The sequence below is a fragment of the Vibrio sp. 10N.222.54.A3 genome (assembly GCF_041474095.1).
In the GTDB taxonomy this organism is placed as follows: domain Bacteria; phylum Pseudomonadota; class Gammaproteobacteria; order Enterobacterales; family Vibrionaceae; genus Vibrio; species Vibrio crassostreae_C.
Genome location: NZ_JBFRTN010000062.1, coordinates 50408 through 62895, shown reverse-complemented (window position 1 = coordinate 62895; position 12488 = coordinate 50408). Strand labels below are relative to the sequence as shown.

Annotated in this window: 16 protein-coding genes; 7 read left to right on the top strand and 9 right to left on the bottom strand. The window is 44.2% G+C overall.

The annotated features are described in order from the left end of the window. The first annotated feature begins 171 nt into the window (after positions 1-171). Positions 172-576, top strand: coding sequence for a DUF2061 domain-containing protein (locus tag AB4507_RS14285; protein ID WP_017058933.1), 405 nt, complete (start codon positions 172-174; stop codon positions 574-576). A 47-nt stretch (positions 577-623) separates the two neighbouring features. Further along, positions 624-1118, top strand: a complete 495-nt coding sequence (locus AB4507_RS14280; protein WP_017066666.1) for a GNAT family N-acetyltransferase — start codon at positions 624-626, stop codon at positions 1116-1118. 49 nt (positions 1119-1167) lie between these two features. Here the strand turns inward: AB4507_RS14280 and AB4507_RS14275 are convergent, their stop codons facing one another. Together AB4507_RS14275 and rraB are read right to left on the bottom strand one after the other, a co-directional pair. After that, the gene (locus AB4507_RS14275) at positions 1168-1962 is read right to left on the bottom strand and encodes a glycosyl hydrolase 2 galactose-binding domain-containing protein (RefSeq protein ID WP_017058931.1); all 795 of its coding nucleotides are present in this window, start codon (positions 1960-1962) and stop codon (positions 1168-1170) included. A 125-nt stretch (positions 1963-2087) separates the two neighbouring features. Further along, positions 2088-2504, bottom strand: coding sequence for a ribonuclease E inhibitor RraB (rraB, locus tag AB4507_RS14270; RefSeq protein WP_017058930.1), 417 nt, complete (start codon positions 2502-2504; stop codon positions 2088-2090). A 576-nt stretch (positions 2505-3080) separates the two neighbouring features. Between rraB and arcA the strand changes: the two genes are divergently transcribed. The 5 genes from arcA to AB4507_RS14245 all read left to right on the top strand — a co-directional run bounded on the left by arcA (position 3081) and on the right by AB4507_RS14245 (position 7679). After that, positions 3081-4301: an arginine deiminase gene (arcA, locus tag AB4507_RS14265; RefSeq protein WP_017069412.1), complete on the top strand. Its 1221-nt coding sequence runs from the start codon at positions 3081-3083 to the stop codon at positions 4299-4301. 157 nt (positions 4302-4458) lie between these two features. Then, complete coding sequence (locus AB4507_RS14260; protein WP_017066667.1) at positions 4459-5463, top strand: ornithine carbamoyltransferase; 1005 nt, start codon at positions 4459-4461, stop codon at positions 5461-5463. 287 nt (positions 5464-5750) lie between these two features. After that, positions 5751-6680, top strand: coding sequence for an aspartate carbamoyltransferase (pyrB, locus tag AB4507_RS14255; protein ID WP_012604860.1), 930 nt, complete (start codon positions 5751-5753; stop codon positions 6678-6680). Between the two features lie 12 nt (positions 6681-6692). Further along, the gene (pyrI, locus tag AB4507_RS14250) at positions 6693-7154 is read left to right on the top strand and encodes an aspartate carbamoyltransferase regulatory subunit (RefSeq protein ID WP_372182855.1); all 462 of its coding nucleotides are present in this window, start codon (positions 6693-6695) and stop codon (positions 7152-7154) included. Between the two features lie 135 nt (positions 7155-7289). Beyond that, a complete protein-coding gene (locus AB4507_RS14245) occupies positions 7290-7679 on the top strand; it encodes a RidA family protein (RefSeq protein WP_004735319.1) in 390 nt (129 codons plus the stop codon). A 125-nt stretch (positions 7680-7804) separates the two neighbouring features. Here the strand turns inward: AB4507_RS14245 and AB4507_RS14240 are convergent, their stop codons facing one another. The 7 genes from AB4507_RS14240 to mlaE all read right to left on the bottom strand — a co-directional run bounded on the left by AB4507_RS14240 (position 7805) and on the right by mlaE (position 12488). Next, the gene (locus AB4507_RS14240; RefSeq protein ID WP_136989336.1) at positions 7805-8530 is read right to left on the bottom strand and encodes a 1-acylglycerol-3-phosphate O-acyltransferase; all 726 of its coding nucleotides are present in this window, start codon (positions 8528-8530) and stop codon (positions 7805-7807) included. A 152-nt stretch (positions 8531-8682) separates the two neighbouring features. Beyond that, positions 8683-9948, bottom strand: coding sequence for a UDP-N-acetylglucosamine 1-carboxyvinyltransferase (murA, locus tag AB4507_RS14235; protein WP_372174654.1), 1266 nt, complete (start codon positions 9946-9948; stop codon positions 8683-8685). Positions 9949-9956: 8 nt separating this feature from the next. Continuing rightward, on the bottom strand, positions 9957-10211 hold the full coding sequence (gene ibaG, locus AB4507_RS14230) for a BolA family iron metabolism protein IbaG (protein ID WP_372182854.1): 255 nt from the start codon (positions 10209-10211) through the stop codon (positions 9957-9959). A gap of 13 nt (positions 10212-10224) precedes the next feature. Then, positions 10225-10533 carry a lipid asymmetry maintenance protein MlaB gene (locus AB4507_RS14225; protein WP_017058923.1) on the bottom strand — a complete coding sequence of 103 codons (309 nt, stop codon included), beginning with the start codon at positions 10531-10533 and terminating at the stop codon, positions 10225-10227. Further along, entirely contained in the window at positions 10533-11162 is a 630-nt protein-coding gene (locus AB4507_RS14220) for a phospholipid-binding protein MlaC (protein ID WP_120459707.1), read from the bottom strand. The genes AB4507_RS14225 and AB4507_RS14220 overlap by 1 nt, the downstream gene beginning before the upstream one ends. Positions 11163-11214: 52 nt before the next feature. Continuing rightward, positions 11215-11706 (bottom strand): outer membrane lipid asymmetry maintenance protein MlaD, encoded by a 492-nt coding sequence (gene mlaD, locus AB4507_RS14215; protein WP_017058921.1) that lies wholly within the window; start codon positions 11704-11706, stop codon positions 11215-11217. Between the two features lie 2 nt (positions 11707-11708). Beyond that, positions 11709-12488 carry a lipid asymmetry maintenance ABC transporter permease subunit MlaE gene (gene mlaE, locus AB4507_RS14210; protein ID WP_017058920.1) on the bottom strand — a complete coding sequence of 260 codons (780 nt, stop codon included), beginning with the start codon at positions 12486-12488 and terminating at the stop codon, positions 11709-11711.

Sequence of the window (12488 nt, the reverse complement as noted above, 5' to 3'; positions counted from 1 at the left end):
GCGATGAACCTTTTTTTATGTCCCTGATTCCAATATTCCAATGCTTCTCACTCTAGCCGCACTGATTGATAGGTTTCATCTATCAAATTAATCTCTACTTCCCATTATACTTAATGATAATAATTCTCAATAATAGACCTATCAAAACAACACAACGACTGAGTAATTATCATGAAAAAGACACTAACCTTTGCTGCATTACATTTTACTATCGCATTTAGTGTCGCTTATGTACTAACAGGCGACATCTTAATTGGTAGCTTAATCGCTATGATTGAGCCCTCTGTGAATACTGTTGCCTTCTATTTTCATGAAAAGGCGTGGGCTCAAGTTCCAGCTCTTAAAGCTCGCCAGTGGATGACCAAATTAAAAACAGCAAGCTTTGCTACCATCCACTTTAGTGTTGCCTTTACCGTTGTCTACTTGTTGACTGGAGATGCTTTCATAGGCGGCGTGATGGCTTTGCTAGAGCCAACTTTAAATACCGTTGCTTACTACTTCCACGAGAAAGTCTGGTTACGTAAATCAGGCGACCAAATGGCACAACAACAATTCTGTTTGCACCAACATGCTTAGTCACCATATATTGGGTCACATATTAGTGACCCTTTCATAGGCAGATCATGGAACAAATTGCTGAGTTCACCCTTAGACCCATTACACCGCAAGACAACCCAAGCATCGCACAAATCATTCGCCAAGTTTCGGCTGAGCATGGGCTCACAGAAGATAAAGGCTATGGCGTGGCCGATCCAACACTCGACGATATGTACTCTGTCTATAGCCAAGCGAATGCAATGTACTGGGTTATCGAACACAACGGAAAGATCGTCGGAGGCGGTGGCTTTGCCCCTCTAGCAGGTAAACCCAATGTGTGTGAGCTACAAAAGATGTACTTCTTACCGCAAACTCGAGGGCATGGCCTAGCCAAGCGAATTGTCGCTTTGAGCTTAAAGCAAGCCAAGCAACTTGGGTATCAACACATGTATTTAGAAACGACGAAGTGCTTGGGTGCTGCGGTCAAACTCTATGAGAAGCTTGGGTTTGAGCATCTTGAGTCAGCTTGGGGAGAAACAGGCCACGACGCTTGTGAGGTTGTCATGGCCAAGTCGTTATAAGCAGAATGCGCCGCTATAGCGAAAGAAGATAACGCTAAAATATACGGAGTTAACGTAGAAAGTTACTGACGCAAGAAGTTGGGTTCAAGGCAACAAAAGAACTCTCTTCTTGCCCATCAAGTACCACTTCTAATGGGTATAGATACTTGGGGTTAGGATTCTCAATATCAAAAATGATAGGAGCTTCGACCTGGAACACGACGCCAGTATGTTCAGCGCGTACATCAATCGGCATCACGAGAGTCATACCATTAAACTTGATGGATGCCGATACTAACCCCGCCTTTAGCGTTTGATAGATAACATCCACTTTAAACTCACAGCCACCACCGTGGTGCCAGATCTGCTCTGTGACAACTTGCTCTAGCTTGACGTTTCGAACGAACTGCAGGTATGGCGCTTGCCAAATCCCGATGCGTGAATCAGATTTAGCGATAGCCTGTGAAGATACAGAGTCATCCATGTCTTCTTCAAGCAATAGGCTCTCCTCTTCTTCAAGGAAAAGGATCTCGAAACGGTTTCGGCCGGACTGCATATAAGGACGGATATCTTTACGGTATTCAGCTTGGCTACCATCACAATCAAAAACAGCCACACCATTAAGTCGAACTTCAGCAAAATAATCGACTCCAGCCATCACTAACTCAACAAATGGACACGCTAACATAGCGTCATCCACTTCGATGTCGTGCATCAGGTGCCACTCTTGCTCTGCAATTTGACTTTCACTCAAGCTATCAGGGAGCTTTGAGCTTAACGGAGCCGGAAAGGTGATGTCATCTTGTGGGATAGAGAGATCCGTCAGTGGCGAAATTTGCCAAAGACCATCGAGAAGCAACCGCATATCATTCCTTGAGCTAGATCAATTTTGACCGCATTATAATGAATGAATGCATATAAAGACATTTATTTTTCTGAGGGTAAAAAAATGCCAGCTCGAGGCTGGCATTTTTTAAAATTGGGAAAGAATTACTCTTCGCCTTCATCATCTTCGTCTGGGTAGATAGCATCTTCACCTTCGTAGTAAGTGCCCCAACCGTCGTAGATAATGTCAAACTTCTCTGCAAGGTTTACAAGCTTCTCAACTTGCTCATCAATCGCTTCTGCATTCAGAGTACATTGCATCGTTGCATCACAACAAAGTAGCTTATTGCCATCTTCGTCTTCTGTCTCTTCAGCTTCAAGCACTTCAAAGCCCATTTTGAATGCTTCAACAACCGCTTTCTCAAGCACATCGAAATCTTCAGCAAATAGGTGATGCTCGATATCGTATAGAGCTTCAGGATCGCTACCATCTTCAATTAATGCTGTAATGATGTCGCGAGTCTCTTCCTTTTGAAATTCAATTAATTCCGCTACTGATAGATATTCATCTTCGTGAGACATGTGTCTGCTCCAGAGTGTTGACTATGAAAAGATCAAATTTGATTGCCACGAAATATGGCACGGATCGTCCAGAAAAGCCACCCAGATCAGGCCTAGAAAGGTAAGTTTATCGCGAGATCGCAGCGCCAATATCAATTCAAAAGTGAAATCAAAATCACAGAAACAAATTTTCAACATTTTATTAACTGCGCCGTATTTTAGCATTTCGTTTTTGTGGCCACTTTAGGGCTTATTGAATAAAACTTGCGTGATTAGTCACGTTAGGTGCATACGCTAAACCGCTTTTGGGGTGCATAAATCCTCAGCTTGTTATCAAAAAGTGCATAATAGTGAATAAAAAATCACGATTAATAAGCAAAATTCAATTCTAACAAGCCACGAATTGAGCATAGATCCTCAAAAACGTTGTTCCGTTCGATAGCCAGTTAGTTGGAATTTAATCTGTATAAACTTAAAAATCACAGGTTTTATGACCAATTATTACCCAAATACCTTGTATTAACTCAATCTACAAAACTTGCATATTACGGACAAGCTTGTCATAAATAGACGCTGGATTAATAGTAAGGATGCAAAATGAGTAAGCTGTACGTTGGCTCCGAAGTCGGTCAATTGAGACGAGTTCTCCTAAATAGACCTGAAAGAGCACTCACCCACCTCACCCCTTCAAACTGTCATGATCTTCTATTTGATGATGTACTTGCCGTTGAAGCCGCTGGTGAAGAACATGATGCCTTTGCAGAAACGCTGCGCAGCCAAGACGTAGAAGTACTACTGCTGCATGACCTGCTAGTAGAAACGCTTGCCGTATCTCAGGCTCGTGAGTGGTTGCTGAATACTCAAATCTCAGATTTCCGTTATGGGCCGACTTTCGCCCGTGACTTAAGAAACTACCTTGCTCAAATGGATAATGAGCATCTAGCAACGATCTTACTCGGTGGCTTGGCCTACTCTGAGCTTCCTATCAAATCATCATCGATGCTGCCTAAAATGCATCGACCACTCGATTTCGTTATCGAGCCACTGCCTAACCACCTATTTACGCGAGATACTTCTTGCTGGGTTTACGGTGGTGTATCGCTTAACCCAATGATGAAGCCTGCACGTCAACGTGAAACGAACCACCTGCGTGCTATCTACCGCTGGCACCCAGTGTTCGCAGGCCAAGATTTCATTAAGTACTTTGGTGACGAAGACCTTCACTACGACAACGCTAACATTGAAGGCGGTGACGTACTGGTTATCGGTAAAGGTGCGGTACTGGTTGGTATTTCAGAGCGTACGAAACCACAAGGTGTCGAAAACCTAGCGGCTAGCCTATTTAGATCAGGCCAAGCGAGCGAAGTGATTGCGATCGATCTACCAAAACACCGCTCTTGTATGCACCTTGATACGGTGATGACACACATGGATATCGACACGTTCTCTGTCTATCCAGAGATCGTTCGTAAAGACCTCGACACTTGGCGCTTAACGCCAAAAGAAAACGGCGAAATGCGTGTCGAGAAAGCTGAAAACTACCTGTCAGCGATTGAAGGCGCACTAGGCCTTGATCAACTGAAGATCATCACTACCGGCGGTGATAACTACGAAGCTGAGCGTGAACAGTGGAATGACGCTAACAACGTACTGACAGTGAAACCTGGTACCGTGATTGGTTATGAGCGTAATGTTTACACCAATGAGAAATACGACAAAGCGGGTATCGAAGTTCTAACGATTCCTGGCAACGAGCTAGGCCGTGGTCGTGGCGGCGCGCGCTGTATGAGTTGCCCTATCGAAAGAGACGGTATCTAAGTCAAAGAGCTCAGTTAAACAGACTCAATAGTCTTATCTAGGCCAGTATTCATTTACTGGCCTTTTTTATCAAATTAATAAAATAAATATTCACAAATATAGCATTTTTATGTTTAACTAAGTTCTTCATTGATTCTATATACGCAAGGAGCGAGAGATGGCCTTTAATCTTCGCAATCGTAACTTTCTAAAACTTCTCGACTTTACTCCTAAAGAGATTCAGTTTTTACTCGACCTGTCTGCTGACCTAAAAAAAGCTAAGTATGCAGGCACTGAGCAGAAGAAACTCAACGGCAAAAACATTGCTTTGATCTTCGAGAAAGCATCAACTCGAACACGATGTGCGTTTGAAGTGGCCGCCTTTGATCAAGGTGCTCAAGTCTCTTACCTTGGCCCTTCTGGTTCTCAGATTGGTCAAAAAGAATCAATGAAAGATACGGCGCGTGTATTGGGACGCATGTACGATGGCATTGAATATCGTGGCTTTGGCCAAAGTATCGTTGAAGACTTAGGCGCTTATGCGGGCGTGCCGGTTTGGAATGGTTTAACCGATGAGTTCCACCCTACTCAGATTTTGGCTGATTTCCTCACTATGCTTGAGCATGGTCGCGGAAAACATCTGCACCAAATCAGCTTTGCTTACCTAGGCGATGCACGCAATAACATGGGTAACTCTCTGTTAGTCGGAGCCGCGAAGATGGGCATGGATATTCGCCTTGTCGCGCCTAAAGCATTCTGGCCAGAAGAGCAGCTTGTTGAAGAGTGCCAAGCTATCGCGCAAAGCACAGGTGCCAACATCACGCTGACAGAAGACGTTGCTGAAGGTGTTCAAGGCTGTGATTTCCTTTATACCGATGTTTGGGTTTCAATGGGCGAGGCCCCTGAAGCTTGGGACGAACGTGTAGCGGTAATGAAACCATACCAAGTGAATATGGATGTCATTAAGCTCACTGGCAATCCTCAAGTGAAATTCATGCACTGCCTACCCGCTTTCCATAACAATGAAACCGTGATCGGCCAGCAAGTCGCAGATAAGTATGGAATGAACGGTTTAGAAGTTACTGATGAAGTCTTTGAATCGGATTACTCAATTGTGTTTGATGAAGCTGAGAATCGCATGCATACCATCAAAGCGGTGATGGTTGCGACACTGGGTCAATAGCGAATACTGAAAGTAAACAAAAGCTTGATGTAATCGCTTGCGCTCACAAATTGAAAGCGTATAATTCTCGGCAATTTGTCTGAGAGTAGTGAAAATGACGCCAACCAATATTGTGATAAAACATAATGATATTGTGAAAACACATAGTAATATTGTGAAAACACCAAATATTGCTCGTAAGCTAAGATGCTTACCAGGCCGTCTATTCTGCTTTTCAGCACTTTTTTAAAGCCTCCCATTATGGGGGGCTTTTTTATGGCCAATACATTATTGTGGGGAAGAAGATCATGGCGAACTCGCTCTATCAAAAGCACATCATCTCAATTCCAGAGCTTTCTCGTGAAGAGCTAGAATTAATTGTTCAAACGGCAGGTCAGCTAAAGGCTGAACCAAACCCAGAACTCATCAAGAACAAAGTTGTTGCCAGCTGCTTCTTCGAACCTTCTACGCGAACTCGTCTCTCTTTTGAAACTGCGATTCAACGCATCGGTGGTGATGTGATTGGTTTCGACAGTGGTGGTAACACTTCACTGGCGAAGAAAGGCGAAACGCTAGCGGACTCGGTACAGGTTATCTCTTCATACGTTGACGCTTACGTGATGCGTCACCCTCAAGAAGGCGCAGCGCGTCTGGCTTCAGAGTTCTCAAACGGTGTACCTGTTATTAACGCAGGTGACGGCGCAAACCAACACCCAACACAAACGTTATTAGACCTATTCTCTATCGCTGAGACACAAGGCCGCCTAGACAACTTAAACGTTGCATTCGTTGGTGACCTTAAGTACGGCCGCACGGTTCACTCGTTGACTCAAGCACTAGCGAAGTTCGACAACATCTGTTTCTACTTCGTTGCTCCAGAAGCTCTAGCGATGCCAGACTACATTTGCGAAGAGCTTGATGAAGCGGGCATCAAGTACCAACTATTGACGGACATGGAAGATGTCATTCCTGAGCTAGATGTCTTGTACATGACTCGAGTTCAAAAAGAGCGCTTCGATGAGTCAGAATACGCGCACATCAAATCCGCATACATCCTGACCGCTTCGATGCTGGAAAATGCACGCGATAACTTGAAGGTTCTGCACCCTCTTCCTCGCGTTGATGAAATTACTGTCGATGTCGATAAAACACCTTACGCTTACTACTTCCAGCAAGCAGAGAATGGTGTTTACGCTCGTGAAGCATTGCTAGCCCTTGTTCTTAACGAAACGCTGTAGAGGAGAGATATCATGTCTAAAGAGACTCAATTAAAAGTTGAAGCAATCAGAAACGGTACTGTTATCGACCATATCCCAGCCAACATCGGGATCAAGGTACTCAAACTGTTCGACATGCATAACTCAAATCAGCGAGTAACGATTGGCCTAAACCTTCCATCTTCTGCTCTAGGCGGCAAAGACTTACTCAAGATTGAGAATGTTTTTATCACTGAAGAACAGGCGAGCAAGTTAGCACTTTACGCACCTCACGCAACGGTAAACCAAATCGAAGATTACGAAGTGGTTAAGAAGCTACCGCTAGAACTTCCTGAGCAAATCAACGATGTGTTTGAGTGTCCAAACACCAACTGTATTACTCACAATGAGCCCGTAGAAAGCAGCTTTAAGATCTTTGAAAAGAAAGAAGATATTCGATTGAAGTGTAAGTACTGCGAAAAAGTCTTCTCTCGTGAGATCGTGACAGAAAGATAACGTCATACGGCAACGCCGATCGAACGCAAAAACTATTCAATACCTCGCCTGTGCGGGGTATTTTGCTCTTTACCTATCCTGAGTTTGAAGGCACACTAAAAATTGCTTTTTATCCAATAACTGACGGAATAACCAATGACTAAAGTACTTCACACAGAATCTGCTCCAGCTGCAATCGGCCCATACGTACAAGGTGTTGACCTTGGCAATATGGTTCTGACTTCTGGTCAAATCCCAGTAAACCCAGCAACTGGTGAAGTATCTGCTGATATCGCAGAGCAAGCTCGCCAATCTCTAGACAACGTTCAAGCGGTTGTTGAAGCTTCTGGCCTGACTGTAAAAGACATCGTAAAACTAACGGTATTCGTTAAAGACCTAAACGACTTCGGCACAGTAAACGAAGTTTACGGTAAATTCTTTGATGAGCACGGCGTTGCAAACTACCCTGCACGTTCATGTGTTGAAGTAGCTCGTCTGCCAAAAGATGTAGGTATCGAGATCGAAGCTATTGCGGTTCGCAAATAGGTTTTAATCTTTAGATTAAACACCTTCTAATAAACGACTTAGCGTAATACTGAGTGTTTATTAGATACAAAAAAAGGTTGCCCAGTTGGCAACCTTTTTTATTGTTCATCGTTTCGCTTAGATAATTACTTTTTATTAAGCTCAACCACTTCTTTGTCTAACTCTTCAAGCTTAGCAGCCATCTGCTCACGGGCCAGGTTAGCCAGTTCACGAATATTAGACTTGTCGTAGCCTTCAGTGCTGATTGGTGGCAGCATTTCAACAATCACGTGACCATTGTTCCAACGGTTTAGCTTCACGCCACCTGTTGAGCTACACACGATAGGGATGATAGGCAAGCCAGCACCAATCGCAGCATGGAATGCACCTGTTTTGAATGGCAGCAGACCACGGCCACGAGAACGAGTGCCTTCAGGGAACATCCAAACTGAAACATCGCTCTCTTTTAGACTCGTCACGACCTGATCAATCGTACCTACCGCTTTGCTACGGTTAGCACGGTCAATTAGGATGTTACCCGTCAACCAGTAAAGCTGACCAAATAGAGGCATCCACACTAGGCTTTTCTTACCAACAGTTACCACTTTTGGCGTTACCGCTGATGAAATCGTGAATAGATCCCAGCTGTTTTGGTGGTTCGCCACATAAACATGTTGGCCGCGAGAGTAGGCATCTTCTGGGATGCGAAGCTCTAACTTCATGCCGAAGATCTTCGACATGCGACCGAAATAACGGCCAAAGGTAAATACGTGTTTCGGGTTGCGTGGACTTAATAGGCAGTAACCACAACCAAATACAAACATAAGAATCGCAAATATCGCCACTGCGAAAATACGTAATATTGCTATCATTTTGTTCCTCACCGACCGCCAAGTTGATTCATCTATTCGCGCAAAAATGAGCAATAGATTTACTCGCGGTAAATACAACTATAAAAAAGCCGAAACCAAGGTTCCGACTTTTATGTTTTCATCTTACTGATTCATGAATCCACTAACCTAAGTTAGTTCGACTCACTAAATCGTATAATGTTTGCGCCTAAGGCTGACAATTTATCTTCAATCTTATCGTAGCCACGATCGATGTGATAAATACGGTCAACGATGGTTTCACCTTGAGCAATACAGCCAGCAATAACAAGGCTCGCAGATGCGCGAAGGTCCGTTGCCATTACTTGAGCGCCGCTCAGTTTTTCCGTTTCACCACAGATAGCCGTGTTACCTTCGATTTCCGCTTTTGCACCCATTCGCTGTAACTCAGGAATGTGCATAAAACGGTTTTCAAAGATAGTCTCAGTGATAACACCACTGCCCTTCGCCATCATGTTAAGCAGAGTAAACTGTGCTTGCATGTCGGTTGGGAAACCAGGGTGAGGTGCCGTTACGATTTTCACCGCTTTCAGTTCACGACCCGTCATATCAAGACTGATCCAGTCTTCGCCCGTTTCAACCTTCGCACCCGCTTCTTCAAGCTTCGCTAAGGCAGCTTCAAGAAGATGAGCGTTGGTGTTGCGACAAACCACTTTACCGCCAGAAACAGCAGCAGCAACCAGGAAAGTACCTGTTTCAATACGGTCAGCAACCACAGAGTGTTGGCCACCACCAAGACGTTCAACGCCTTCGATAGTAATCGTATCTGTACCTGCGCCAGAAATTTTAGCACCCAGTTTGTTTAGGAAGTCAGCCGTATCAACAATCTCAGGCTCACGCGCTGAGTTATCGAGTACTGTTGTTCCTTCCGCTAGCGTTGCTGCACACATGATAGTAATGGTGGCACCCACACTTACTTTATCCATCACGATGTGCGCGCCTTTCAGACGGCCATCAACACTTGCTTTCACATAACCATCTTCCAACTTAATGGTCGCACCTAGTTGCTCTAGACCGTGGATATGCAGATCAACAGGTCGAGCACCAATTGCACAACCGCCTGGAAGTGACACTTGGCCTTCACCAAAACGAGCGACTAGAGGACCTAAAGCCCAGATAGAAGCACGCATTGTTTTCACTAAATCGTAAGGCGCACAAAATTCATTAATTTCGCTGCCATCAACATGAACACTACCATTACGCGATACTTTTGCGCCTAAACGCTTAAGCAGTTCCATCGTAGTATCGATGTCACGTAGGTGAGGAACGTTACTTACTTCCACTGGCTCTTCAGCAAGAATTGAAGCAAATAAGATAGGTAGCGCTGCATTTTTTGCGCCTGAGATCGTCACTTCACCGCTTAGCGGCTTATCCGATCCAATAACTCGAAACTTTTCCATCATAAACCTTAAAGTGACATCAGTTTCTTATCACATTCCCACTCTTCCGGCGTGAAAGCCTTAATAGAAAGAGCATGGATGTCATTGCGTTGAATGTATTCCATTAGTGGGCCGTAGATTAGTTGCTGCTTCTTAACTCGATTCATGCCGTCAAAACATGGATCAACCGCAACAACTTCGTAATGACTGCCTTCCCCTTTCACGAAAATTTCCTGAAGGTTCAGTGCTTCTGCTAATAATTCTTGTACTTTTGTGCTGTCCACAAATAGCTCCTGCCTAATTTTTTATGTGTTCTGCCATCATTGGCTGGATATTGCTCAATTGGAACAACGTTCGTAATTGTTCTGGCACGAAACTGAGCATTATATGACAGTTTTGATTTTTTGCATGCTCTAATAAGTGAATTAGCATCACCATTCCTGCTGAATCGACTCGATTTATATGGCTAAGGTCAATTTCAACGCTCGATTCCGTCGTTTGCCACTTTTCCAATATACGCCAGATTGCAGGGACACTGTCTCGGTCTAAATCACCGAACAGTTGATACTCTTTAGAGCTTAGTGCTTGCCATTGAGAATGGCTCATTATTTGTTACTCTCAAAACGAATCGGTTGTGCGGCTAATTTCTCTAGTTCGTCTGCAACTTGTAAGATGCCTTCTTGACGAATCTTAGTATTCCACTCCGATTGCTTGCTCGACAACAAGCTAATACCTTCGGCAACCATATCAAATGCTTTCCACTCGCCAGATTTCTTGTCTTTGCGAAGCTTAAATTCAAGCTTAATGTTTGGTCGCGGCGTATCGATGATGTCGACCTTGATACTGGTAATGCGGCTATCCGCTTTGATTTTTGGTTCTGGACCAAATTCAATCGTCTGATCTGTGTATTGAGTCAGCACTTGGGCATAAGAAGAAACAAGGTATTTACGGAATGAATCGATAAACACGCCCACGTCTTTTCTATCCGCGCCTTTCAAGTTTGGTCCAAGTAACTTAAGAGCTGCATATTGTGCATTCACATAAGGCATCAACTCTTCTTCCACGATGACCTTCAATAACTCTGGATCTTGGTGGATGTTGTCTTGTTCACTCTTCAAACGCTCAAATGCCACTTCGGCAACTTGAGTCATCATCTGGTAAGGCTGAGTACGGTCAATCGATTCTGCAGCAAAGGCTTGGGTAGAAATAAGCAACGCCATTGCCGCCATAAACATTGATTTCAAGTAACCAATAGCTTTTAAATAACTAATAGTTTTCAACATTATCTTATTCCTTAGCTTCGCTGTCATTAGAACCACCAACGCTATACAGCACTTGGCCAATCAAATCTTCTAGTACCAATGCTGACTTAGTGTCTTCAATTGAATCACCATCGACCAACATCTCTTCATCATCAAAAATGAAGCCTGGAACCAGACTAATGTACTGCTCACCAATTAAGCCAGATGTTAAAATTTGAGCACTAGAGGTATCTGGAAATTGTGAGTACTTCCCGTCAATAGACAGTTCAACGACAGGAAGGTAGCTCTCGGTATCAAGCTCAATGCTTTTAACTCGTCCAACAACGACGCCACCCACTTTCACTGGAGAACGAACTTTTAGGCTGCCAATGTTGTCAAAGGTCGCTTTTAGATTGTAAGTATGGTTCGAACCTATGCCTTTTACGTCAGCGACTTGAAAGATCATGATTAAGATTGCGCAAATTCCGGCAATAACAAAGGTGCCGACCCATAATTCTAATTTTCGAGTTTGTTGCATGATTAATTCCCAAACATCAATGCGGTAAGAACAAAATCTAGCCCTAGTACCGCTAGAGAAGAGTGCACTACAGTGCGTGTGGTTGCCTGACTGATACCTTCTGAAGTCGGTACTGCGTCATAACCATTGAAAAGTGCGATCCAAGTTACGGTGATAGCGAAGACCATACATTTGATCATGCTGTTACCAATATCTCGGCCAAGTTCTACTGAAGACTGCATCGCAGACCAGAAACTGCCGTGATCAATGCCTTTCCAATCAACACCAACCAGTTGACCGCCCCAAATACCTACCGCCATAAAAATCATAGCAAGCAGTGGCATTGAGATAAGCCCGGCCCAAAGACGTGGTGCAATAATGCGTTTAAGAGGGTCAACGGCCATCATCTCAAGGCTTGAGATCTGCTCTGTTGCCTTCATTAACCCAATCTCTGCCGTGAGTGCTGAACCGGCTCGACCTGCAAATAATAACGCAGTCACCACAGGCCCCAACTCACGCAACAGTGAAAGCGCGACCATTTGACCAAGGTTTCCCTCAGCGCCGTAGTCAATTAACACGACATAGCCCTGCAGGCTGAGCACCATGCCGATAAACAGACCCGAAACTAAAATAATAGCCAATGACTGAACGCCAACGCTATAAAGTTGTTTTACTAATAAGGGGAAGTTTTTTAGTCGCGGGATGCCAAACAAAGCCCCAAATAACATCAGGCTTGCTCGACCAAATGACTCACAGCTCGCAAGTGTACGCTTACCGACACCCGCAATAGTTTTAACAATCAT